Origin of the sequence: Lentzea albidocapillata (assembly GCF_000719115.1) — a bacterium.
Taxonomy (GTDB): Bacteria; Actinomycetota; Actinomycetes; order Mycobacteriales; family Pseudonocardiaceae; genus Lentzea; species Lentzea albidocapillata.
Window position 1 is genome coordinate 15,839 of record NZ_JOEA01000029.1, and the last position, 23,309, is coordinate 39,147.

The 23,309-nt window shown below is 69.3% G+C and carries 25 protein-coding genes and 1 pseudogene; 16 read left to right on the top strand and 10 right to left on the bottom strand.

The window, feature by feature from the left end:
• The first annotated feature begins 1 nt into the window (after position 1).
• Positions 2 to 2,233 (top strand): catalase/peroxidase HPI, encoded by a 2,232-nt coding sequence (gene katG, locus IG04_RS0137195; RefSeq protein WP_030481445.1) that lies wholly within the window; start codon positions 2 to 4, stop codon positions 2,231 to 2,233.
• 98 nt (positions 2,234 to 2,331) lie between these two features.
• On the opposite strand, the gene IG04_RS0137200 is transcribed toward katG, so the two are convergent.
• Positions 2,332 to 2,973, bottom strand: a complete 642-nt coding sequence (locus tag IG04_RS0137200; protein WP_051771503.1) for a DedA family protein — start codon at positions 2,971 to 2,973, stop codon at positions 2,332 to 2,334.
• 164 nt (positions 2,974 to 3,137) lie between these two features.
• Between IG04_RS0137200 and IG04_RS0137205 the strand changes: the two genes are divergently transcribed.
• From IG04_RS0137205 to IG04_RS49040, 4 genes and pseudogenes are all read left to right on the top strand, one after another.
• The gene (locus IG04_RS0137205; protein ID WP_030481447.1) at positions 3,138 to 4,265 is read left to right on the top strand and encodes a sensor histidine kinase; all 1,128 of its coding nucleotides are present in this window, start codon (positions 3,138 to 3,140) and stop codon (positions 4,263 to 4,265) included.
• Entirely contained in the window at positions 4,256 to 4,900 is a 645-nt protein-coding gene (locus IG04_RS0137210) for a response regulator transcription factor (RefSeq protein ID WP_030481448.1), read from the top strand. The genes IG04_RS0137205 and IG04_RS0137210 overlap by 10 nt, the downstream gene beginning before the upstream one ends.
• Entirely contained in the window at positions 4,900 to 5,418 is a 519-nt protein-coding gene (locus IG04_RS0137215) for a phosphotransferase (RefSeq protein WP_030481449.1), read from the top strand. The genes IG04_RS0137210 and IG04_RS0137215 overlap by 1 nt, the downstream gene beginning before the upstream one ends.
• Positions 5,419 to 5,433: 15 nt before the next feature.
• Positions 5,434 to 5,667 (top strand): annotated as a pseudogene (locus IG04_RS49040) (phosphotransferase); the annotation flags it as partial.
• On the opposite strand, the gene IG04_RS0137220 reads toward IG04_RS49040, so the two are convergent.
• Complete coding sequence (locus IG04_RS0137220) at positions 5,664 to 6,161, bottom strand: hypothetical protein (protein WP_030481450.1); 498 nt, start codon at positions 6,159 to 6,161, stop codon at positions 5,664 to 5,666. The pseudogene IG04_RS49040 and the gene IG04_RS0137220 sit on opposite strands and share 4 nt — an antisense overlap.
• Before the next feature lie 86 nt (positions 6,162 to 6,247).
• On the opposite strand from IG04_RS0137220, the gene IG04_RS46925 reads away from it, so the two are divergent.
• From IG04_RS46925 to IG04_RS0137250, 6 genes are all read left to right on the top strand, one after another.
• On the top strand, positions 6,248 to 7,306 hold the full coding sequence (locus tag IG04_RS46925) for a heme/hemin ABC transporter substrate-binding protein (RefSeq protein WP_030481451.1): 1,059 nt from the start codon (positions 6,248 to 6,250) through the stop codon (positions 7,304 to 7,306).
• On the top strand, positions 7,303 to 8,307 hold the full coding sequence (locus IG04_RS46930) for a FecCD family ABC transporter permease (protein WP_051771513.1): 1,005 nt from the start codon (positions 7,303 to 7,305) through the stop codon (positions 8,305 to 8,307). The genes IG04_RS46925 and IG04_RS46930 overlap by 4 nt, the downstream gene beginning before the upstream one ends.
• Entirely contained in the window at positions 8,304 to 9,065 is a 762-nt protein-coding gene (locus tag IG04_RS0137235; RefSeq protein WP_245816504.1) for a heme ABC transporter ATP-binding protein, read from the top strand. The genes IG04_RS46930 and IG04_RS0137235 overlap by 4 nt, the downstream gene beginning before the upstream one ends.
• A 143-nt stretch (positions 9,066 to 9,208) precedes the next feature.
• Positions 9,209 to 9,958, top strand: coding sequence for a hypothetical protein (locus tag IG04_RS47825; protein ID WP_144065561.1), 750 nt, complete (start codon positions 9,209 to 9,211; stop codon positions 9,956 to 9,958).
• Entirely contained in the window at positions 9,951 to 11,813 is a 1,863-nt protein-coding gene (locus tag IG04_RS0137245) for an HtaA domain-containing protein (protein WP_084401921.1), read from the top strand. The genes IG04_RS47825 and IG04_RS0137245 overlap by 8 nt, the downstream gene beginning before the upstream one ends.
• Before the next feature lie 16 nt (positions 11,814 to 11,829).
• Positions 11,830 to 13,332, top strand: coding sequence for a glycoside hydrolase family protein (locus IG04_RS0137250; RefSeq protein WP_144065562.1), 1,503 nt, complete (start codon positions 11,830 to 11,832; stop codon positions 13,330 to 13,332).
• 22 nt (positions 13,333 to 13,354) lie between these two features.
• Here the strand turns inward: IG04_RS0137250 and IG04_RS0137255 are convergent, their stop codons facing one another.
• Both IG04_RS0137255 and IG04_RS0137260 read right to left on the bottom strand, forming a co-directional pair.
• Complete coding sequence (locus IG04_RS0137255; RefSeq protein WP_030481457.1) at positions 13,355 to 14,155, bottom strand: Rossmann-fold NAD(P)-binding domain-containing protein; 801 nt, start codon at positions 14,153 to 14,155, stop codon at positions 13,355 to 13,357.
• Positions 14,152 to 14,535: a nuclear transport factor 2 family protein gene (locus IG04_RS0137260; protein ID WP_030481458.1), complete on the bottom strand. Its 384-nt coding sequence runs from the start codon at positions 14,533 to 14,535 to the stop codon at positions 14,152 to 14,154. The genes IG04_RS0137255 and IG04_RS0137260 overlap by 4 nt, the downstream gene beginning before the upstream one ends.
• A 95-nt stretch (positions 14,536 to 14,630) precedes the next feature.
• Here IG04_RS0137260 and IG04_RS0137265 point away from each other — a divergent pair, with 95 nt between their 5' ends.
• Entirely contained in the window at positions 14,631 to 15,218 is a 588-nt protein-coding gene (locus IG04_RS0137265; protein WP_211257884.1) for a TetR/AcrR family transcriptional regulator, read from the top strand.
• Here the strand turns inward: IG04_RS0137265 and IG04_RS0137270 are convergent.
• Positions 15,209 to 16,258, bottom strand: a complete 1,050-nt coding sequence (locus IG04_RS0137270; RefSeq protein WP_030481460.1) for an alkene reductase — start codon at positions 16,256 to 16,258, stop codon at positions 15,209 to 15,211. The two genes, IG04_RS0137265 and IG04_RS0137270, sit on opposite strands and share 10 nt — an antisense overlap.
• A gap of 59 nt (positions 16,259 to 16,317) precedes the next feature.
• Between IG04_RS0137270 and IG04_RS0137275 the strand changes: the two genes are divergently transcribed.
• Positions 16,318 to 16,689: a MerR family transcriptional regulator gene (locus tag IG04_RS0137275; protein WP_030481461.1), complete on the top strand. Its 372-nt coding sequence runs from the start codon at positions 16,318 to 16,320 to the stop codon at positions 16,687 to 16,689.
• 18 nt (positions 16,690 to 16,707) lie between these two features.
• On the opposite strand, the gene IG04_RS0137280 is transcribed toward IG04_RS0137275, so the two are convergent.
• Complete coding sequence (locus IG04_RS0137280) at positions 16,708 to 17,748, bottom strand: NAD(P)-dependent alcohol dehydrogenase (RefSeq protein ID WP_030481462.1); 1,041 nt, start codon at positions 17,746 to 17,748, stop codon at positions 16,708 to 16,710.
• Positions 17,749 to 17,891: 143 nt separating this feature from the next.
• On the opposite strand from IG04_RS0137280, the gene IG04_RS0137285 reads away from it, so the two are divergent.
• From IG04_RS0137285 to IG04_RS0137295, 3 genes are all read left to right on the top strand, one after another.
• The gene (locus IG04_RS0137285; protein WP_030481463.1) at positions 17,892 to 18,767 is read left to right on the top strand and encodes a helix-turn-helix domain-containing protein; all 876 of its coding nucleotides are present in this window, start codon (positions 17,892 to 17,894) and stop codon (positions 18,765 to 18,767) included.
• Positions 18,764 to 19,057 carry an Rdx family protein gene (locus IG04_RS0137290; RefSeq protein ID WP_030481464.1) on the top strand — a complete coding sequence of 98 codons (294 nt, stop codon included), beginning with the start codon at positions 18,764 to 18,766 and terminating at the stop codon, positions 19,055 to 19,057. Before IG04_RS0137285 ends, IG04_RS0137290 begins: the two co-directional genes overlap by 4 nt.
• 68 nt (positions 19,058 to 19,125) lie before the next feature.
• Entirely contained in the window at positions 19,126 to 19,650 is a 525-nt protein-coding gene (locus tag IG04_RS0137295; protein ID WP_144065563.1) for a hypothetical protein, read from the top strand.
• Here the strand turns inward: IG04_RS0137295 and IG04_RS0137300 are convergent, their stop codons facing one another.
• Genes IG04_RS0137300 through IG04_RS0137315 form a run of 4 tightly spaced genes read right to left on the bottom strand, consistent with a single transcriptional unit; the run spans position 19,651 to position 23,087 of the window.
• A complete protein-coding gene (locus tag IG04_RS0137300; protein WP_030481466.1) occupies positions 19,651 to 20,604 on the bottom strand; it encodes a glycine betaine ABC transporter substrate-binding protein in 954 nt (317 codons plus the stop codon).
• A complete protein-coding gene (locus IG04_RS0137305) occupies positions 20,601 to 21,335 on the bottom strand; it encodes an ABC transporter permease (RefSeq protein ID WP_051771520.1) in 735 nt (244 codons plus the stop codon). The genes IG04_RS0137300 and IG04_RS0137305 overlap by 4 nt, the downstream gene beginning before the upstream one ends.
• Positions 21,332 to 22,447, bottom strand: a complete 1,116-nt coding sequence (locus IG04_RS0137310) for an ABC transporter ATP-binding protein (protein WP_030481468.1) — start codon at positions 22,445 to 22,447, stop codon at positions 21,332 to 21,334. The genes IG04_RS0137305 and IG04_RS0137310 overlap by 4 nt, the downstream gene beginning before the upstream one ends.
• Positions 22,440 to 23,087: an ABC transporter permease gene (locus tag IG04_RS0137315; RefSeq protein WP_030481469.1), complete on the bottom strand. Its 648-nt coding sequence runs from the start codon at positions 23,085 to 23,087 to the stop codon at positions 22,440 to 22,442. The genes IG04_RS0137310 and IG04_RS0137315 overlap by 8 nt, the downstream gene beginning before the upstream one ends.
• Positions 23,088 to 23,309 lie beyond the last annotated feature (222 nt).

The following is a 23,309-nucleotide window of genomic DNA, read 5'->3' on the forward strand; positions in this document are numbered from 1 at the left end:
CGTGTCCGACAGCACTGACGCCAAGCTGAGCGAGCTGAACGAGGAGGAGGCCGGCGGCTGCCCGGTCGCGCACGGCCGACGCAGCCACCCCAGCGAGGGCGGCGGCAACCGAGACTGGTGGCCCAACCAGCTCAACCTCCGGATCCTGCGCAAGCACCCCGTCCAGGCAGACCCCTTCGGTGGTGAGCTCGACTACGGCCAGGAGTTCCTGACCGTCGACCTCGACGAGCTGGCACGCGACGTCGACGCCGTGCTGACGGAGTCGAAGGACTGGTGGCCCGCGGACTTCGGGCACTACGGCCCGTTCATGATCCGCATGGCGTGGCACAGCGCGGGCACCTACCGCACCCACGACGGCCGCGGTGGTGCCGGCGCGGGCATGCAGCGCTTCGCCCCGCTCAACAGCTGGCCGGACAACGGCAACCTGGACAAGGCCCGCCGTCTGCTGTGGCCGGTCAAGAAGAAGTGGGGCAAGAAGGTCTCCTGGGCCGACCTCATGATCTTCACGGGCAACCGCGCGCTGGAGACCATGGGCTTCGAGACCTTCGGCTTCGCCGGTGGCCGCGCCGACGTGTGGGAGCCGGACGAGGACGTCTACTGGGGCCCGGAGACCGAGTGGCTCGGCGGCGACACCCGCTACAGCGGTGAGCGCGACCTGGAGAGCCCGCTCGCGGCCGTCCAGATGGGTCTGATCTACGTCAACCCCGAGGGCCCGAACGGCAACCCGGACCCGCTGGCCTCCGCCCGCGACATCCGCGAGACGTTCGGCCGCATGGGCATGAACGACGAGGAGACCGTCGCGCTCATCGCCGGCGGCCACACCTTCGGCAAGGCGCACGGCGCCGGCGACCCGTCGCTGGTCGGTGCCGAGCCCGAGGGCTCCCTGATGGACGCGCAGGGCTTCGGCTGGATCAGCACGCACGGCACCGGCAAGGGCCGCGACGCCATCACCTCCGGCCTGGAGGTGACCTGGACGCAGCAGCCCACCAAGTGGACGAACCTGTTCTTCAAGAACCTGTTCGCGTTCGAGTGGGAGCTCACCAAGTCGCCCGCCGGCGCGCACCAGTGGAAGCCGAAGGACGGCGCGGGCGCCAACACGGTGCCGGACCCCGAGGACGGCACGCTCGACCGCACGCCGATGATGCTGACCACGGACCTCGCGCTGCGCTTCGACCCGATCTACGAGCCGATCTCGCGCAAGTTCGCGGAGAGCCACGAGGCGTTCGCCGACGCCTTCTCCCGCGCGTGGTTCAAGCTGACCCACCGCGACATGGGCCCGATCGAGCGCTACCTCGGCCCGCAGGTGCCGCAGGAGGAGCTGATCTGGCAGGACCGCCTGCCCGTCCGCGACTACGAGCTGATCTCCGCCGACGACGTCGCGTCGCTGAAGGCGAAGATCCTCGAGACCGGCCTCTCGGTCTCGCAGCTGGTCAAGACCGCGTGGGCCTCGGCCTCGTCGTTCCGCCAGAGCGACAAGCGCGGTGGCGCCAACGGTGCCCGCATCCGCCTCGAGCCGCAGCGCGGCTGGGAGGTCAACGAGCCCAACCAGCTCGCCCAGGTGCTGCGCACGCTGGAAGGCGTGCAGGAGGCGTTCAACAGCTCCGCGACCGGCGGCAAGAAGGTCTCGCTGGCCGACCTGATCGTCCTCGGCGGTGCCGCGGCGATCGAGCAGGCCGCCAAGGCCGCCGGCCACGACGCCGAGGTGCCGTTCCTCGCGGGCCGCGTGGACGCGTCCCAGGAGCAGACCGACGCCGAGTCGTTCGCCGTCCTGGAGCCGAAGGTCGACGGTTTCCGCAACTACGGCGGCAAGGCCACCCCGCTGCCGTCGGAGTACCTGCTGATCGACAGGGCGAACCTGCTCGGCGTCTCGGCGCCCGAGCTGACCGTGCTGATCGGCGGCCTGCGCGTGCTGGGCGCCAACCACGGCGGTTCGCAGGCGGGCGTGCTCACGGCCAAGCCGGAGACGCTGACCAACGACTTCTTCGTCAACCTGCTCGACATGGAGACGGAGTGGAAGTCGGTCACCGAGGACCAGGAGAACTTCGAGGGCCGCGACCGCGCCACCGGTGCCGTCCGCTGGACCGCCACCCGCAACGACCTGGTGTTCGGCTCGAACTCCGAACTGCGCGCCGTCGCCGAGGTCTACGCGAGTGACGACGTCGCCTCGAAGTTCGTGCAGGACTTCGTCGTCGCGTGGAACAAGGTCATGAACGCGGACCGCTACGACGTCTGATCCAGCCTTACCCAGGTGCCCCAGGCCACTCTCCCGGCCTGGGGCACCTTCGTGTCCAGCCCCGGTACAACACGGCCCAGTTGGGTTGTGCGGCAACGTCATCGCTTGACGCGCGGTAAAACCTGCGTCGCCTCCGGGTCGCCCTTGGAGCGCTGGCGCAGGCGGGTGACGACGAAGAGGACGACGGCCGCGGCCACGGCGAGCAGCACCAGTTTCTGGAAGACGCCGGCGTAGGACTCGACCCGATGCCAGTTCTCGCCCAGCAGGTAACCGGCTCCCACGAAGATGGTGTTCCAGATCAGGCTGCCCAATGTGGTGAGCACGAGGAATTTCGGGAAGTTCATGCGTTCCACTCCCGCGGGCAGGGAGATGAAACTGCGGAACAGCGGCACCATTCGGCCGAAGAAGACGGCTTTGGTGCCGTGGCGGGTGAACCAGGCTTCGGTCCTGTCGAAGTCGGTCACGCGGACCAGTGGGATCCGGGCCACCAGGTTACGAGTTCTGGTGCGGCCCAGGAGCATTCCCGCGAAGTAGACGATGACGGCTCCCGCCACCGAGCCCACAGTGGTCCAGAACAGGGCCGCGGGCAGGCTGAACACGCCCTTGCTCGCCGAGAAGCCGGCCAGGGGCAGCACCAGCTCGCTCGGGATCGGCGGGAACAGATTGTCCAGGCCCACGACCACGGCCGCGCCCACGCCTCCCAGTGACTCCATCAGCGAGACGGCCCATTCAGCCAGCATCGGTTTTCCCCTCAGGTGACAGTGAAATCGGTCGGGGTCCACGTTAGGAATGGGGACTGGGCGGGACCATGAGGTTGTCCGTCGGAAATCGTGGGGGAAACCGCAGGGCGATACTGTGGTAAACCGCAATGCCGGGCGCCGGAGGGGTCAGTACGGTGGCGAACGTGCATCAGGTGGAGCGGCTCAGCGCGGGTTCGTTGGTGCGTGGCTGGTTCCGGATGCTCGTGGGTCTCACGATCGGGTCGCTGACGGGAATGGCCGGTCTCGCCGCCGCGGCCGCCGGCGTGGGCGTGGTCCGGCTGACCGAGTACGAGCTCGACAGGATCACGCGGTTCGACCGGGCCGTGCACACGAACCTGCTGACACGTCAGGGATGCCGTCGTTACCTCGCGGTGCGGTGGCTGGTCGGCGCGCTCGGCGCCGGCGTGATCTGCCTGCTGACGTTCTGGTACGTCATCGGGATCTCGGTGGTGACGGCGTGGCTGTTCGACGGCGACTGGGCGCTCATCGAGGACGCGGACCAGGTAACCCTGGGGCTGATCGCACTGATGGCGATCCCGGGAGCGCTGGTCATCTTCGTGACGACGGCCGGCGTGGTCGGTGTGGCGGTGCTGGACCGGTGGCTCGCCACCACGATGCTCGGGACCAGCCAGCAGACGCTGCTGCGCGAGCGGGTCGCGGAACTGACCAGCACGCGGGCCGAGGTCATAGAGGCGATCGACGACGAACGGCGGCGCATCGAACGCGACCTGCACGACGGCGTCCAGCAGCGGCTCGTGGCGCTCGGCATGCTGATCGGCCGGGCGAAGCGGGCCAGGGGTGAGGAGCAGTTGCAGGAGTTGTTGCGGCAGGCGCACGACACGGCGGGCGAGGCCATCGACGAGTTGCGCGAGGTCGCGACGCGCGTCTACCCGGCCGTGCTGGACGACTCGGGGCTGGACGCGGCACTCGAGGTGCTGGCGGAACGGTCGAGCGTGCGCGTCGAGATCAGCAACCGGCTCGGGTCGTCGCCCGGCACCGCACTGGAGACGGTGATCTATTTCGTGACGTCCGAGGCCGTCACCAACGCGGCGAAGCACGCGGACCCGTCGCTGGTCGAGGTTCACGTGCGGCCGGACGGCAAGGGCGGCATCGCGATCGTGGTGCGGGACGACGGCATCGGTGGTGCCGACCCCACCGGCACCGGGCTGTCGGGGCTGGCGAGGAGGGTCAAGGCGGTGGACGGGGACTTCGAGGTGACCAGTCCGCCCGGCGGTCCCACCACGATCTACGCGAGGGTGCCGTGCGAGTGATCCTGGCCGAGGACTCGACGCTGCTGCGCGAGGGCCTGATCCGGTTGCTCGCCGAGGAGGGGCACGACGTCGTGGCCGCCGTCGGCACCGCGCCGGAGTTGTTGAAGGCCACCGAAGAACACCGGCCGGACATAGTGGTGACGGACGTCCGGATGCCGCCGGACCACAAGGACGACGGCATGCGCGCCGCGCTGGAGATCCGGGAGCGGTGGCCGGAGGTCAGCGTGCTGGTGCTCTCGCAGTACGTCGAGAACCGCTACGCCACCGAGCTCATCACCAGCACCGGTGGCAAGGTCGGCTACCTGCTCAAGGATCGGGTGGCGCAGGTGGACGAGTTCCTGGAGGCACTGGACAGGGTCGCGGCGGGCGGCGCGGCGTTCGACCCGGAGGTCGTGCGCAGGCTGCTGACCAGGACGACGCACGTCGACCCGCTCGAAACGCTGACCGCGCGGGAGAAGGAGGTCCTCGAACTGATGGCCCAGGGCCTCACCAACGCCCGCATCTCCGCCCAGCTGCACATCTCGCAGAGCGCCGCGGAGAAGCACATCAACGCGATCTTCGACAAGCTCGGCCTCTCCGGCTCGTCCGGCCTGAGCCGCCGGGTGGTGGCCGTCGTCCGTTACCTGGGCAGCTGATGACCGTCGAGGAGCTGCTCACGACGCGGGGCGCGAAACTCGAGCGCGGCACGTTCAACGATGCCGTTGTGGTGAAGGGGAAGTGGGTCGCGAGGTTCCCCCGCCAGGACCTGCACGACGCACGGCGGCGCGCGCAGGCGCTCAGGCGGATCTTGCGGCTCGGCCTGCCGTTCGCCGTGCCGGAGGTCATCGAGGACCGGCTGGACCTGCCGCTGGGCCAGGCCCACGTCGTCATCTCGTACCTGCCCGGCAAGCAGGCGCGGACCGTGAGCGACGACGCGGTCCGCGATGTGCTCGATGCCCTCGCGGAAGTCGAGCTGGACGCCGAACTCGTTGCCCTGCTTGACGAACCGCTGCACCACGCGGGCGGGCGGCACGCAGCGGAGACGATCACGGAGCTGGTGTCCCCGCTACTCGACGCCGACAAACGCGCCGGGGAAGTCCTGCGACGATTCGCGGAGATGCCACCGGCGACGGGCTTCGTGCACGGCGACCTGGCACCGGTGAACCTGCGCTGACACAAGGGAGAAGTCAGCGGGATCATCGACTGGGACTTCGCCTGCGCGGGCGATCCCGCACTCGACGCCGCCGCGTTCGCGAACTACGGCTGGCCCCTGGTCCAGCGGGTCAGGCCAGACCTGTACGACCGGCGCGGTGTCCGCGATCCGCCGGCACAGCGACCCGGCGAGGTTCCTCGCCTGGTTCCGCCGCCGCTGCGCGGTCCGCGAACACCCACCGGCCAGCTGAAAGAACGAGCCGGGCACTAACTCCAGGACGCCGGGACGAAGACGTCGAAGCTGCGGTCGGAGAGGCCCCAGTGGTCGCGCCTGGTGACGATCGCGCACGTCACCTGCGCGCAGTCGAGGTTGCCCCCGGCCTGCTTGACGTGGATCTGCGCGGTGAACGAGCCGTCCGCCGCGATCGGCACGCTCGGGTTGGTGCCGATCGGCGTGTTGGTCACCCACGCCGACGGGCCGACACCGCTGCCGCCCTGGCCGTCGCCGCCCAGGCACGGGGTCGGGGTCGTGCCGTAGCTGTAGTCGTCGGGCACCTGGCACAACGCCACGTAGTAGCCCTTGGCCGGGTCGTAGCCGGTGCCGGTCACGGTGATCGTCTCACCGGCCACGACGAGGTCGGTGGCGTTGGACGCGCTCAGGGTGTGACCGTTGCGGGAAGCGCTTCCCGGAGCGGCCGCGGCAGGCACGGCGGTCGTCACGAGGGCGGCCGCTACTGCTGCCGTTGCCAGGATCTTTCTTGCCATCACTTGTCCTTGGTGTGAATGGGGACTTCGGATGTGGTGGGAGCTTCACCCTAGACTGTTAGGTAAGCCTAAGTTAAGTTCAAAGCGTGAGAATCTGGGTGGCTGTGCTCACGGTCGCGCTGGTCGCGGGATGCACCGGACCGGCGAACCGCAACGCGCCGGAAGTACCGCAGGGCGATCCGGGCAGAACTCCGCTGGAACAACTGGAACCGGTGCAGGACCCGCGGCAGAAGTCCGGGCCGAGCACCGCGACGGTGGCGGTGCCGGACGTCGTACCGATCAGCGACACGACATCCCCGGTGCTGCCCACGACGATCACCGACGCGCAGGACACCAAGGTCACGGTGACCAGCGCGGACCGGATTCTCGCCTTCGACCAGTACGGCACGCTTGGCGCCACGGTGTTCGGGCTGGGCCTGGGCAGCCGGATGGTCGGGCGCGACACGTCGACCGGTTTTCCCGCCGCCGCACAGCTTCCGCTCGTCACGACGAACGGGCACCAGCTCAACGCCGAGGCGATCCTCGCGCTGCGGCCGACCGTCGTGATCACCGACACCACGCTCGGGCCGTGGGACGTGGTGCTGCAACTCAGGGATTCCGGCATCCCCGTCGTCGTCACGGAGTCGCGGCGAGCCGTCAACAACGTCGGCGAGCTGATCAAGCAGGTCGCCGACGCCCTCGGTGTGCCGGGAGAGGGCGAGAAACTGGCCTACCGCACGACGATCGAGATCGAGAAGGCCAAGATCACGGCCCAGCGGCTCGCGAACGGATCGGGGCTGCGGATCGTGTTTCTCTACGTCAGAGGCCAATCCGGGGTCTACCAGATGTTCGGTCAGGGCACCGGCGCGGACGAGCTGATCACCGCGATCGGCGGGGTCGATGTCGCCACCGAGGTCGGACTGCAGGGCTCCAAGCCGATCAACCCGGAGGCGTTGTCCAGGGCGGCGCCGGACGTGATCCTGGTGATGTCGAAGGGACTCGCGTCCGTCGGCGGGGTCGACGGCATGGTCGGCGTGCCCGGTGTCGCGCAGACGCCGGCCGGGCAGAAGCGCCGGATCATCGACATGAACGACTACCAGGTGCTGAGCTTCGGACCGCTGACCGCCTCCGTGATCGACGGCCTGGCCAGGGCGCTGTACACGTGAGGTCGCTGCTCTTCCTGACGCTCGCCGTCCTGCTGTTCGGGGCCGTGCTGCTGTCCGCGTCCGTCGGCCAGTTCCCGATTCCCGTCGGCGAGGTCTTCGCGTCGCTGTTCGGGAGCCCGTCGAGTGATCCGATGGCCGAGGCGACGCTGTGGAACGTCCGGTTCCCGCGCGTGGTGATGTCGATCGTCGTCGGCGCCGTGCTCGGGGTCGCGGGCGCGTTGATGCAGGGCGTGTTCGGCAACCCGCTCGCGGAACCGAGCGTGGTCGGGGTGTCGAGCGGTGCCGCGGTCGGCGCGTGCCTGACGATCGTGTTCCAGCTGACCTTCTTCGGCCAGTTCACGACGCCGGTCATCGCCTTCGCGTTCGGGCTGGCCGCGACGCTGCTCGTGTACTCGTTCGCGCGGTCGGGCGGCCGCACCGAGGTGGTCACGCTGATCCTGACCGGTGTCGCGATCAACGCGGTGGCGGGCGCGGGGATCGCGTTCCTGACGTTCCTCGGCGACCAGCAGGCACGCGAGCAGATCGTGTTCTGGCAACTCGGCAGCATCGCCGGCGCGCGGTGGAGCTACGTCTGGACGGTGCTGCCTCTCGCGGTCGCCGGCATCGCGCTCGCCGCGGTCCTCGCCCGGAGGCTCGACCTGCTGTCGCTCGGCGAACGGCCCGCGCGACACCTCGGCGTGAACGTCGAGGTGCTCAGGCTCGGTTCGATCGTGCTGGTGGCGCTGATGGTGTCGGCCGCGGTGTCGTTCACCGGCGTGATCGGGTTCGTCGGACTCGTGGTGCCGCACCTGATCCGGATGATCGCCGGCCCCGGCCACCGCGTGCTGCTGCCTGCCAGCGCGCTCGGCGGCGCGTTGCTGCTGGTCGCGGCGGATCTGGGCGCGCGTGGCGTGATCACCTTCGTCGACCTGCCGATCGGGATGCTGACCGCGCTCGTCGGCGGGCCGTTCTTCTTCTGGCTGCTCAGGAGGACACGGCAGCAGGCGGGTGGCTGGGCGTGAAGCCGGAGATGTGCTGCGAGAACGTGTCGGTCCGGCTGGGCGGGCAGCAGGTGCTGCGCGACCTCAACCTGACGGTGGCCTCCGGTGAGGTGCTGGCGCTGGTCGGGCCGAACGGCGCGGGCAAGTCCACGGCGCTCGCGGTGCTGGCAGGCGACGTCCGGGCCGACGCCGGTTCGGTGTGGCTGGACGGGAAACCGCTCGGCGAGTGGTCCGCGCGCGAGACCGCCCGGCGCCGATCCGTTCTGCTGCAACGGATCACGCTGTCGTTCCCCTTCACGGTGGCCGACGTGGTCCGGATGGGCCGGGCGCCGTGGGACGACGACGAGGACGTGGTCGCCGAGGTGATGGAGCAGACCGAGATGGCCGCGTTCGCCGGGCGGAAGTTCACGACGCTCTCCGGCGGCGAGCAGGCCAGGGCCGCGCTCGCTCGCGTGCTCGCCCAACGGGCCGGGGTGCTGCTGCTGGACGAACCGACGGCCGCCCTGGACATTCGGCATTCCGAACTGGTGCTGCGCACGGCCGCGAGCCAGGCGGCGCAGGGCAACGCGGTGCTGGTGGTGTTGCACGACCTCGGGATGGCCGCGGCGCACGCGGACCGGGTCGCGGTGATGTCCGGAGGCTCGATCGTCGCGGACGGGCCGCCGGACGAGGTGCTCACCGGGGAACTGCTGAGCGAGGTCTACCGGCATCGGGTCGAGGTGTTCGCGCATCCGCGGACCGGGCGGCCGGTCGTGCTGCCGTGGAGAGGGGAAGCATGAGGCCGAAAACTGTCGGTGTCGTCTGGAAGAATAAAAGCAAGGGGACCCCCTGGAGGGGACCCCTGCGTGAGCCTTCAACGCCGAGCCCGCGGCGTGAGGCTGCGCGGCGTGAGGCAGCACGAGGGTTGCGGACGCTGGTGGCCGTGGCCCTGCTGGTCCTCACCGTGGCACCGGCCCAGGCGCAGGGCGCGCGCGTGTCAGCCGTGCCGGCCAGCGCCGATCCCGAGTACGCGACCACACTCTCGTTGCGCGGCACCGGTTTCCAGTCTGTCAAGAACGGCTACGGCGGCGTCTACGTGTTCTTCGGCTGGGTGTCCGAGCAGTGGCGGCCCAGCCAGGGCGGGGCGTCCGGCACGACGATGCGCTACGTCCAGGACCGCGAGGCCAAGGACAACAACGGCTACCAGAGGTTCATCTCCTTCCCCGGCGGCGAGACCGAACACGCCGCGAACGGGACGGTGAACGCCGACGGCACGTGGAGCGCGCAACTCAACGTGCCCGGTGCGAGGTTCAAGGCGGCCGGGCGTGAAGGGGCAGTGTCCGAAGTGGACTGTCTCAAGGTCATCTGCGGCGTCATCACCATCGGCGCGCACGGCGTGGTGAACGCGAACAACGAGACATTCACGCCGATCAAGTTCGAAGTCCCGAACCAGCCCGCACCACAGACAACGACGACACCGGCCAAAACGACCACCCCGACGACAACCGCAACCACCACCCCGACGACAACTACAACGACGACCACGACTCAGCCTGAGGTCCAGCCGGCAGCACAGGCCAGCCCCGACGAACGACCGGGCTGGCTCATCCCCGGCGGCATCGGCGCCGCCGTGCTGCTCGCGGCGGGCCTCGTGTGGTGGCTGCGGTTCAGAAGGGGCAAGACCGATGCGTAGGACACTCGCGGTGCTCGCGACAGCCGCGGCTCTGACAACAGCGGCACCGGCCGTGGCCCAGGAACAGATGACGCCGTCGGTGACCGTCTCGCCGAACGTCAGCGCACTCGACCCCGCCGGCGAGAAGCTCACCATCACCGGCACGGGATTCGACCCCAGGGCCAACGAGGGCAAGGGCTGGGGCGTCCGCGTCGGCCCGAAGCGCGACGGCTGGCGCGGCAGGACGACGACCACGAGCCAGTACTCCAAGCTGCTCAAGGAGAACTGGGCGGTCGGCATCGATCTCAAGCCCGACGGCACCTGGCAGGCCACACCGACGGTCAGGGCCACCTACAAGGCCGGCAGCGAGGAGTTCAGCGCGGCGACCGAACAGCTCTACCTGATGATCTTCAGCTGGGACAACCCGGAGACGGGCAACGACCTCGTCGTCCCCCTGCAGTTCACCGGGATCACCTCACCGTCCGAGCCCCGGCAGGGCAGCCTGCACTGGCCGGTGGTGGCGGGCTGGAACGGCACCCCGAGCGCCGGCACCACCGGCCAGACCTGGCCGTACACGAGCAGCACGCAGACCACCGCCGAGTTCGGCGGCAGGATCGACTTCGCGGCACCGAAGGCGCGCATCACCAAGCCCCGCGTCGACCTCGGAGCGAAGACGCTGACCGTCGACGTCAACGGTGTCACCGTGCCGTTCGCCGGCATCAAGGCCGGTCAGCCCACCTTCAACGGCAACACCGCGACGCTCCGGATGGAGCTGGAGCTGACCGAGAAGGGCAGCACGGCCCTGAACGGCTTCCTGCCCGCGAACACGGCACTGGCCCCCGCGACCATGACCTACCCGGTCGCCGCCCCCACCCTCACGCTCACCCAGACCGAGATCCCCCAGAACGGCACGCTTTCCTTCACCGGCCAGGGTTTCAGCGCGGGCGAGCAGGTCAGCCTCGACGGCCGGGCGACCTTCACGGCCGACCAGGAAGGCGGCGTCGCGGGCGAACTCGCCGCCACCGCCGCACCCGGCCGGCACACGCTCACCGCCACCGGCCTCGACTCCCGGCGCACGGCCGATGCCACCTACACCGTCAAGGCGGCCGGCTGCGAGGTCACCTCGATCACCAAGGGCACGCTGTTGTGGGGCTTCAAGAAGAGCTTCCGCGAGTACGTCGGCAAGGGCAGCGGCAACAGCATCACCGGCACGAACGGTGCCGTCGTCACCGACGTCGACGCCTCCCCGAACACCAACGGCGTGACCACCGGCGCGCACCAGTACCCGTTCAAGGAAGCGAGGTACACGTCCGCGACGCAGTTCGAGGTCGCTTTCGGCGGCACGATCACGTTCACGTACCCCGGCCACTTCTTCACGATCCACCTGGCGAACCCGAAGGTCACCGTCAAGGACGCGAAGGGCACGCTCTCGGCCGACGTGGAACTCGTCACCAGCGGCCCCACGCCCGGCAAGCCGGCGAAACTGACCGGGGTCGAGCTCGCCGACCTGGACCTCGCCGCCGCGAAGACCACCGACGACGCGGGTGTGCTCACCATCACAGGCGTGCGGAGCACGCTCACCAACTCCGAGGCGTTCGCCGGGTTCTACGGGGCCGGGGACAAGCTCGACGACCTCACGCTGACCCTGGGTTCGTCCTGCTCAGCGCTACCGCAGCAGCCCGGGCCCGCCGGTCCGCCGCCGGTCGTGCAGGCCCCGCAGGACCTGGTGCCGCCACTCACCTTCCGGCCACAGCGGCTGGCCAGCACGGGTGCGTCTCCGCTGGTGCCTTCGATCGCGGGGTTCGTGCTCCTGGTCAGCGGAATCACGTTGCTGACGGGGGCCAGGCGGTGGACTTCACCCGGACGGAGGACTTGATCACTATGATGAGTGAGTGCCCCTGAGTCGTCGACCTCTCGCGTTACTCGCTGCGCTCGCGCTGGTCAGTGCGGTCACGGCGTGCACCAACGCAGCGATCGGCGACCCGGTCGGAGCACCGGTCGAGCAGCAGAAGCCCACGTCAACGAAGAAGGCACCCGCGACGGCGCCTCCCCGGGACAAGATCAGGCTCAGCGTCGAGAACGGTCGCCAGAGCGCCGGCACGGTCATCGCCGGGGCCGCGGACGCGCCGTACAACTACGCGCCCGCCGTGATGGTCGACAACGGCAAGGTGCGCGCGTGGTGGTGCAGCCAGCTGGGCGCGGCACCGCCCAGCGGCGACGACATCCTCTACAGCGAGGGCCCGGCCGTCGGCGGCCCGTTCTCGACGGCGGTCCCGGTCTTCTCCGGCAGTGGCGGCAGCTTCGACGCGATGCACACCTGCGACCCGTCGCTGATCAAAATCGGCAGCGTCTACTACATGTATTACACGGGCGCGGCACGGGACAACCACGCGAACCACAGCTCGGTCGGCGTCGCGTCCAGCCCGGACGGCATCACCTGGACGCGCGAGGCGGGCGGCCAGTCGATCATCGCCCCCGCCGGCGACAACATTCGCGAGAACACCTACGGCGCGGGCCAGCAGTCGGCGATCTACGTCGACGGCTGGGTGTACCTGATGTTCACCGACACCACCGGCCTCGCCTCCCACCACAACGGCGCCGGCCAGTACGTGCTGCGCTCGAAGGACCCGACGTTCACCAAGGGCGTCGAGGCACTCGGCACGCAGGGCTTCAAGGCGGTGACGTCGAACAACGGCCCGCGCACCCGCTCGGTGGTCGAGGCGTTCAGCGCGGACTGGATGTGGATCGAGGCGGTGTCGTCGTTCGCCATCGCCCACGAGACCGACAAGGGCACCACGATCACGTTCTGGAACAAGGACTTCACCCGCCACCCGTTCGAGGCCGTGCTGATCCCCGGCGCCTGGAAGGAGGGCCCCGGCCTGCTGCGCACGCCGGAGGGCCACGCTCCGGCGGACGCCAAGGACCCGTGCGCACGAGTGGGGCTGGACGTGCTGCGCGGCACCGTCGAGGGTCCGGCCGGACCGACGAACATCTCCCACTTCGGCCTCGACGCGGTCGGGCTCAAGGGCTGCGTCACCGCGACCGAGGCGAAGGCGCTCAACGGCCTCGCGGTGCCTTCGCCGGAACGCACGCTCGACGTCGTCGTGGGCGGCAACGTGATGCGGTTCGAGCGCCGTTCGGTGGCCGAGAAGTTCGCCCGCGGCGTGCTCGGCACCCGGCCGCAGGGCGTCGACGCGCTGAAGCTCGCGTTCACCGTCCCGGCCGGCGCGCCCGCGGTGACCAACCCGGCGGGCCAGGTCGGACTGTTGCTCGCCGGCAAGCTGTGGGTGGTCGGGTCCGCCGAGATCGCGACGCTCAACTCGTCCAAGATCACCCCGGTGTCCGCTGACCAGTGGGCCAAGTACGAGCGCGTGCCGGATCTCGCCCGACGCTGACCGGTGGCAGTCACGACGGGCCCTACAACGCGCTGGACGTTCGCCTGACGAAGTCCCGGAACGACCCCGCCGGCCTGCCCGTCACGTCCTGGACGGTCGTGGTGACCCGGTCCTCCGCTCCCCCTCGGATGTCCTCGTCGAGCCCGGCGAGGAGGGCGGCGAAGTCGCGGGGCAGCCCTTCGGCGATCCGTTCGGTCATCTCGGCGGTGCTGACCGACCGGTGCCGGACGGGCTTCCCGGTGACGTCGGTGATGATCGCGGCGGCATCGGCGTAGCTCAGCGCCTCCGGGCCGGTGATCACGTGATCGGTGTTGTGCGGCAACGGATCCGTCAACGCTCGCGCGGCCACCGCGGCGATGTCGGCGGCGTCGACGAACCCGACCCTGCCGTCTCCGGTGGCCGTGACGATCTCGCCCGCCCGGACCCCGGCCGCGAGCGGGTGGTCGCCGGTGAAGTTCTGCATGAACCAGGACGGCCGCAGCACCGTCCACTCCGGCAGGGTGCGCACGAGTGCGGGGAGAGCGCCCATCCCCGTGGCGCTCTCCGGCACCGCGGACGAGCTCAGCAGTACCACTCGCCGCACGAGCCGCGCTCGAGCGAGCAGCGACTCGACCACCGGAACGGGGTCGACGACTCCGATCGGGGGGATCAGGTAGACACGATCTACCTCTTCCAGGGCACCTTCGAACGTCGCCGGCACGTCCCAGTCGAACCGCACGTGGCCCGGGAGCACCGGTTTTCTGGTGCCGACGCGGGCATCGGGCAGTAGATCCGCGAGCAGGCTGCCGGTCGTGCCGGTACCGCCGATGACCAGCGTGCTCATGACGTCCAGTCCTGCACGTAGAGCGGGTTCCAGTAGTCGCGGTAGTGCACGATCTCCCCGTCGCGGGTCGTGATGACCACGATGTAGGAGTACCGGTACGGCTCGCCCGTCGCCACCACGACGCCCTCGAGGTCGAACTCGGCGACAAGGACATCGGGGTCCGTGCTCTGGTAGACGACCTGCTTCGGAACAGCCCTGATGTCGAGCATCTTCGGGTAGTCGCGCACGTAGTCCTCGACCGCCGCGCGGCCCTCCAGCCTGGCCGGCCAGCCGGGCGGGGCGAACGGGAACTCCGCCACGCCGTCCTCGGCCCACAGGCCCGCGAAGCCGATCATGTCCTTGTCCAGCAGCAGTTGCAGCGCCCTCGGGATGAGGTCCACGGAAGCTCCTCCGAAAGAAATGGACGAGACGGTATCGTCCCGTCCACAACAGTAGGCGGGACGGGACCGTCTCGTCCAGTCCTATGATGTGCGTCATGACCAAGCGCACCCCGACCGGCGCCGCCGTCCTGCAGCCCCACGTGACGCAGGCGATCACCGACGCCGTGTTCGACGAGCTGGCCCTGCACGGCTACGGCCGGCTGTCGATGGAGGCGGTGGCCAAGCGCGCGGAGGTCGGCAAGAGCGCGCTGTACCGGCGGTGGCCGTCCAAACAGGACATGGTGGTCGCGGCGCTGTCGGAGTTCTCCGTGCCACTGGCCGAGGTTCCGGACACCGGCTCGTTGCGCGGTGATCTGCTGGCCACGGTCACGGCGGTGCACGACTGGCTGACGCACCCGAGGTTCGCGACGATCCTGCCCGACCTCACCGCCGAGGCCGTCCGCACTCCGGCGTTGTCCGAGGCGATCGCGGCGACGATCGGCGAACCCCGGCGCGCGCTCGGTGCCGTGACGTTGCGGCGGGCCGTCGACCGGGGCGAGCTACCGCCGGACCTCGACGTCGAGATCGCCCTGGACCTGGTCGCGGCGCCGGTCTACTGGCGCCTGTCCGTGCGACGGGCCGAGGTCGAGCCCGACTACCTCGAACGGCTCGTGGACCACCTGCTGCGAGCGCTTCAGTGCTGATAACTGGGGTAGTCGATGTAACCATGCGGGGTCTGGAACCAGGTCTCGCGGTCGGTGCTCACGAGCGGCAGGTCCAGCCGGAACCGTTCGACGAGATCAGGGTTGGCCAGGTAGGCGCGGCCGTAGCTGATCAGGTCGGCGCCGTTGGCGAGCCACCGTTCGCCCTGCTCGCGCGTGCTCTCGTGCGGACCGATCTGGCCGCCGGGGTTGAAGATGAACGCGGTCGGCCACGCCTTGCGCAACCCCATCAGCACCTCGTCGTCCGCGGTGGCCATCACGTGGACGTAAGCGATGTCCGGCAACGCTTTCAGCAGCTCGCCGTAGAGCGCGGGCACGTCCTCCTCGACGATGCTCTGGATCTCGCCGCCGGGTGAGAGCCGGATGCCGACGCGGTCCGCTCCGATGGCGTCCACGGCCGCTTCGACGGCCTCCACGGCGAACCGGACGCGGCCGGCGATCGAGCCGCCGTAGCCGTCGGTGCGCTCGTTCGCGCTGGACGACAGGAACTGCTGGATCAGGTAGCCGTTGGCGCCGTGCAGTTCGACGCCGTCGAACCCGGCCTCGACGGCCTTGCGGGCCGCGTCGCCGAACGCCTGGACCTGCTCGGTGACCTCCGCCGCCGACAGCGCCCGTGGCACCGGCGCGGACTGCACGCCGCTCGGGGTGAACACCTCGGTGACGGCCGCGATCGCCGACGGGCCGACGGGGTGGTGCCCGGCGACCTCCACGTGACCGATGCGGCCGCCGTGCATGAGCTGGGCGAAGATGCGACCGCCGTTGGCGTGCACGGCGCCGGTGACGCCGCGCCAGGCCTCGACCTGGCCATCGGTGTGGAGGCCGGGCATGAACGGACCGGCCTGGCCGACCGCGTTCGGGTGCACGCCTTCGGTGACGATGAGTCCGGCGGTGGCGCGCTGGGCGTAGTAGGTCGCCATGGCCTCGGTCGGTTTGCCGTCAACGGCCCGTGCACGGGTCATCGGCGCCATCACGAGGCGGTTCGGCAGGGCCAGGTTTCCGAGTCGGTAGCTGCTGAGAAGCATGAGAGCTAGGCTAGAAACCTGACATTAACGTCAGAGGTAGCTTTTGTGGTGGAGGTCTCATGCGCATCGGCGAGTTGGCGAAACGCACGGGCGTGAGCGTGCGCGCGTTGCGCTATTACGAGGAGCAGGGCCTTCTCGCCTCCGAACGCAGCGAGAGCGGGCAACGGCGCTACACCGCGTACGCCGTCGACCGGGTGCGGCTGATCCAGCAGCTCTACGGCGCCGGGATCTCCAGCGCGTCGATCCTGGAGATGCTGCCGTGCATGGTCACCGGGATCGCGTCGCCGCAGGTCCTGGCCAAGCTGCGGGGCCATCGCTCGTCGGTGGTGAAGCAGATCGAAGAGCTGCAGGAGACCCTCCTGCAGCTCGACACGGTGATCGCGGGCGCCACGAAGGCCTACGCGACCGGGACGCCGTGCCCGCCCAGCTGAGCAGGCACGGCGCAGTCCTCAGATCGTGGCGGTGTCGATCACGAACCGGTACCGCACGTCGCTCGCCAGCACCCGCTGGTAGGCGGTGTTGATCTCGTCGGCGCCGATCAGCTCGATCTCCGAACCGAGGCCGTGCTCGGCGCAGAAGTCCAGCATCTCCTGGGTCTCCGCGATGCCGCCGATCATCGAGCCGGCGAGCGTCTTGCGTCCGCCGAGCAGCCCGAACAGGTTGAGCGAGATCGGCTCCTCCGGCGCGCCGACGTTCACGATCGCGCCGTCGCTCCTGAGCAGCCCGAGGTAGGCACCGAAGTCGAGCGGCGCGGACACCGTGGACAGGATCACGTCGAACGTGCCGGCGAGCTCGGTGAACGTCGCCGGGTCGCTGGTCGCGCGGTAGTGCCGGGCGCCGAGTTTGAGCCCGTCGTCCTTCTTGCGCAGCGACTGCGACAGCACGGTGACCTCGGCGCCGAGCGCGGCGGCGATCTTGACGCCCATGTGGCCGAGCCCGCCCAGGCCGACGACGGCGACCTTCTTGCCCGGTCCGACGCCCCAGTGCTTGAGCGGCGAGTAGACGGTGATGCCCGCGCACAGCAGCGGCGCGGCCACGTCCAGTGGGAGTCCCTCGGGGATCCGCACGACGTAGTTCTCGTCGACGACGATCTGCTTCGAGTAGCCGCCGTAGGTGACGTCTCCGCGGCGGTCGACACCGTTGTAGGTCATGGTGTTGCCACCCGTGCAGTACTGCTCGAAGCCGCGCAGGCAGTTGTCGCACTCGCGGCACGAGTCGACCATGCAGCCGACGCCGACGCGGTCACCGACGGCGTGGCGGGTGACCTCGGAGCCGACCTCGACGACCACGCCGGCGATCTCGTGGCCCGGGACCATCGGGAAGATGCCCTGACCCCAGCCCTCGTTGACCTGGTGGATGTCCGAGTGGCAGATGCCCGCGAACTTGATGTCGATCAGGACGTCGTGCGCGCCGACCGCGCGACGTTCGATGGTGGTGCGCTCCAGCGGTGCCTTGGGTGCTGGAGCGGCGTAGGCAGCGACGGTGCTCATCAGGTTCTCTCCTCGTTGTCGTGTCGCTGAAGACACTGCTCCGCTTCGGGAGAGCTACCCAGACACCTGTTCTTCGTACGACCGGCGTGCCTACCACCAGCAGTAGCAGGCACGGTTCGCCCAGGCCGGGAATACTCGGGTGCATGGACGTCGACCCGCGCACCGAGCTGAGCGAGTTCCTGCGCAGCCGCCGGGCGCGGCTGTCCCCCGACGACGTCGGGCTGCCCCGCTACGGCCGTACCCGCCGTGTGCCGGGCCTGCGCCGTGAGGAACTGGCGCAGCTCGCGGGCGTCTCGGTGGCGTACTACACACGTCTCGAGCAGGGCAACGGCCGCAACGTCTCGGACGAGGTGCTGGACTCGATCGCACGCGCGTTGCAGCTCAACGAGGCCGAGTACACGCACCTGCGCAACCTGACGGCCTGCCCGCGCGACAACAAGAAGAAGAAAAAGACCTCACGCGGAGTCCGGCCGGCCTTGAAACACCTGCTCGACAACGTCGGCGTGCCCGCCTACATCGGCGGGCGCCGCTCGGACGTCCTCGCGTGGAACCCGATGGCCGCGGCGTTGTTCGGCGACTGGGCCGCGCTGGAGCCGCGCGACCGGAACTGGGCGCGCTTCATCTTCCTCCAGCCGTCCTACCAGGAGCTCTTCGTCAACTGGGAGAGCAAGGCCGCCGACGTCGTCGGGTTCCTGCGGATGGATGCGGGGTGCTACCCGAACGACCCCGAGCTCACCGCCCTGATCGGCGAGCTGTCGGTGAAGAGCGAGCTGTTCCGGCAGCTCTGGGCCAAGCACGACGTCAAGGAGAAGTCCTTCGGCACGAAGGTGCTCCGCCACCCGCTCGTGGGCGAGATGACGCTGTCGTACGAGTCGCTGCGGATGCCGAGCGAGCCGGACCTGTTCTTCACCACCTACCACGCGGAGCCCGGCACGCCGTCCGCCGAGGCGATGCAGCTGCTGGCCAGCTGGGGCAAGGACGCGACGCGCTCCGGCGAGTCCGTCAGGACCCAGAGGTGAGGACACCGCGCCTGGAGATCGAGTACTGCACCCAGTGCCGGTGGTTGCTGCGAGCGGGCTGGACCGCGCAGGAGCTGCTGACGACGTTCACCGCGGAACTGGGTGAGGTCGCGCTGATCCCCAGCACCGGAGGCGTGTTCGACGTGCGGCTCGACGGCGAGACCCTGTGGTCGCGGAAGGTCCAGGAGGGCTTTCCGGACCTCGCCGTGCTCAAGCAGCTCGTGCGCGACCGGGTGGCGCCGGAGCGTTCCCTGGGCCACACCGACCGCAAGAACTCAGCCGACGCCTGACGACGAGCCACGCTGTTGTACTTCCGAATTCGCTGCGGCACGGACTGGCGGCTCGTAGGGTGACGGCCGTGCATCCGAACCAGGGTTGGCAGGCGCAGCAACCACCACGGGGACACGGTCCGGGTTACGGCCCGGCGCCCGGCTGGGGGCAGCCGTTGCGGCCGAGCGCCGCGCCGGCGTTCCTCGCGGGTGGGCTCTGGCTGCTCGTCGCGGTGCTGTGCTTCGTGCTGGCAGGACTGAACTCCGCCGACGGCCTGGGCATCCGGCAGACCCCGGAGGCCGCCGTCGCCTTGCTGGGGCTGGCGTTCGGGCGCGGTTTCATCGCCAACGGCGACCCGGCGATCGTGGCCACCTACGTCGCCGGTGGCGTGGTGCTGCTGCTCGCCGCGCTGGTGATCGCGCGGCTCGCGTTCGCGCGCTGGGTCCTCGCCGGGCTCGGGTTCCTCGTGTGCGCCTACTACGTCTTCGCGGTCGTCCGGCTGACGATCAACCACGGCGGCACGCTGATCATCGTGCCGGGCATCGCGCTGATGCTGTGGCTGGCCGCGTCGATGGTGTCGGTGCTGCCGCCGGTCGGACGGGCGATGCGGTGATCATTCCGTCCGGATGAACCCCTTCGACACCATCCAGTCGCGCGCCACCTCGCCCGCGTCCCTGCCCTCCACGTCGACCTGACGGCACAGCTCGATCATCTGGTCGTTGGTCAGCGCGGCGCTCACCTTCTCCAACGGCCCCCGGATCTGCGGGTACCGGGCGAGGAACTCGGCGCGCACGGTCGGCGCCACGTTGTACTGCGGGAAGGCCTTCTTGTCGTCCTCCAGCACGCGGAGCTTCTGCGCGGCGATGCGGCCGTCGGTCGTGAACACCTCGCCGACCGGGCACGTGCCGCCCGCGACGGCCGAGTAGATGGTGCCGATGCCGAAGTTCTTCACCTCGGTGGTCGGGAAGCCGTAGGTCCGTTGCGCCGCCGGGAAACCGTCCTGGCGGCTGGTGAACTCGGTCTCCAGGCAGAACACCGCCTGGTCAGGGTTCTGGGTGAGGAACGCCGCCAGGTCGGAGGTGGTCTTCAGGCCGTGCTGCTCGCCGTAGGCCTCGGTGACGGCGAACGCGTACTGGTCGTTGAGCGGTGAGTAGGCGAGCCACTCGACGCCGAACTTCTCCAGGTCGGCCTTCTTCGTCGCGTCGTACTGCGCCTGTTCGCCGCCGGGTACGGGAAGAACGTTCCCCTGGTAGTTGATCCAGCCGGTGCCGGTGTACTCCCAGGTGACGTCGACCTCGCCGTTGAGCAGGGCCTGCCGCGCGGTCTGCGAGCCCTTGAGGTCGGTCAGGTCGATCACGTCCGCGCCGGCCGCGGACAACGCCATCTCGGCCAGGTAGCCGAGCAGGATGTTCTCGGTGAAGTCCTTGGATCCCACGGTGATCTCGACGCCCTGGAGCGACTGCTCCGGTTGGATCGAGCCCGGCAACACCTTGTAGGGCAACGCGCTGTTGACGTCCAGTCCGCACCCGGACAAGAACAACAGCGCTACCAGCAGCACCCTTTTCACCGGACCCCCTTGGGGCCGAACCACTGCTCGATCACCGCGCCGGCCCAGTCGACCAGCAGGGCGAGACCCGCCGCCAGCGCCGAGCCGGTCACCAGGACCTTCGTCAGGTTCAGCTTGTAGCCGGTGTCGATCAGCAACCCGAACCCGCCCGCGTTGACGAACAGGCCGAACGTCGCCGTGCCGACCGCGAGCACCAGCGAGGTGCGCAGGCCGGCCAGGATCAGCGGTGTCGCCAAAGGGAACTCCACGCGCCACAGCACGCCCGACGCCGACATGCCGATGCCGCGACCAGCGTCCACAAGGGACGGATCGACCTGCTGGATGCCCACGATCGTGTTGCGCAGCACCGGGAGCAACGAGTAGAACGCCAGTGGCAGCGCGGCCACCCAGAGCCCGCCAGAGGCACCCGTGACCAGGAACCACAGCACCAGCACGCCCAGAGCGGGCGCGGCCTGGCCGACGTTCGCTACCGCCAGGAACACCGGGGCGAGGAAGCGGGCCCACGACCTGGTCGCGACGATGCCCGCCGGCACCGCCACCACCACGACGATCGCGGTCACGACGACCGTCATCGCCAGGTGGTCGCGCAGCGCGGTCAGCAACGACGTGGCGTTCAGCGTGCTCTTCTCGGTCGCCGTCAGCTCGCCGCCGAACACCCACGCCAGCACACCGCCGACGATCAGCAGCACCGCGACGGGTTGCGCCCAGAACCGGATCCGCCCGGCCGTCACGAGTTCGCCCGCCGCTGCTGCACGACGTCGGTCACGGTCGCGAGGTCGACGGTGCCGACGTACTCGCCGCGGCCACCCGTGACGACCGCACGGCCACCCTCGTTCACGATCGCTTCGAGGGCGTCCCGCAAAGTCGACTGCAGCGTCACGGAGTCCTGCACCGGACGTCCGGCACCGGCCAGCGAGGTCACGCGCCTCAGCTCGTTGCGCTGCACCCAGCGCGACGGGCGGTCGCGCTGGTCCAGCACCAGCAACCACTTCTCGTCACCCAGCTCCACAGTGGACGGGGCGATGTCGGAGCGAGCGGTGACGGCCTGACCCAGTTCGACGTCGCGAACCCTCATGAGGGTCAACGCCTTCAGCGATGCGCCGGCGCCCACGAACCCGGCCACCGTGTCGTCCGCCGGGTTGGCCAGGATGGCGTCCGGGGTGTCGTACTGCAGGATCGTGGACCGGTCGCCGAGCACCGCGATCCGGTCGCCGAGCTTCACGGCCTCGTCGAAGTCGTGCGTGACGAACACGATCGTCTTGCGGAGTTCGTTCTGCAGCCGCAACAACTCGTCCTGCAGGTGTCCCCGTGTGATCGGGTCGACCGCGCCGAACGGTTCGTCCATCAGCAGCACCGGCGGATCGGCGGCCAGTGCCCGCGCGACGCCGACCCGTTGCTGCTGGCCGCCGGAGAGCTGCCGCGGGAAGCGGCCGGCGAACTCGCCGGGGTCGAGCCCGACGAGGTCCATCATCTCGTCGACGCGGTCCGACGTCTTCTTCCTGTCCCAGCCCAGCAACCCCGGCACGATCCCGATGTTCTGCGCCACGGTGAAGTGCGGGAACAGCCCGGCCTGCTGGATCGCGTAACCGACGCGCCGCCGCAGGTCGTCCGGGTCGATCTTCAGCGCGTCCTCGCCGCCGATCGTGATCGTGCCGGACGTCGGCTCGATCAACCGGTTGATCATCCGCATGGTCGTGGTCTTGCCACAGCCGGACGGCCCGACGAACACCACGATCTCCCCCGCCGGCACGACCATCGAGAAGTCGTCGACCGCCGCCGCCTTCTGCCCCGCGTACCGCTTCGTCACGTGGTCGAGCCTGATCTCGATGCCTTTTTCAGCCACGAACGCCCCTCGACACGGTGAAACGGTTGACCAGTACGTAAATTCCGTCGAGCAGCAGGGCCAGCACCACCACACCGATCGTGCCGGTGAGGGCCTGGTTCATCGAGTTCGCACTGCCCGCGTTCGCGAGCCCGGAGAACACCTCTGATCCCAGCCCCGGTCCTTTCACGTAGGCCGCGATGACCGCGATCCCCATCAGCATCTGCGTGGCGACCCGCATCCCGGCCAGAATCGCGGGCCACGCCAACCGCAACTCGACGCGCGTGAGCACCCCGAGTCTGCTCATCCCGATTCCTCTTGCGGCGTCGCTCACAGCCGGGTCCACACCGGCCAGTCCGACGATCGTGTTGCGCACGATCGGCAGCAACGCGTACAGCACCAGAGCGACCACCGTCGTGTCCGCGCCCAGGCCGAACACCGGGATCAGCAACGCCAGCAGAGCGAACGACGGAATGGTGAGAATCGTGCTCGCCAACGCCGTGGCCAGCGCGGATCCGGCCGGACTGCGGTAGACCGCGACCCCGATCAGCACTCCGAGCAGCGTCGCCAGAACCGTGCACTGCACAACGGCACTGACGTGCAGAAACGCTTGCAAAGACAGCCGATCCCAGCGATCGGCTACGTACTCGAGCACATTCATCCTCGTGGCCCCGCCCTCGAAGTTGGCGTCAACCCAACACCATTGTGGACAGTGCGGCAACCGTTCGCCACCGAACCAACCGAGATTCCGGTCTGGTTCAAGGCGGCTCCGGTAGACCTCTGCGGCTGATCACAGGGCCAATCACTCCAGCGGGTTTCGAGCCGTCACTCATACGTTTCCAACCAACCGAGAACGCCCTCGCACCGACTCACGCCTGCTGAC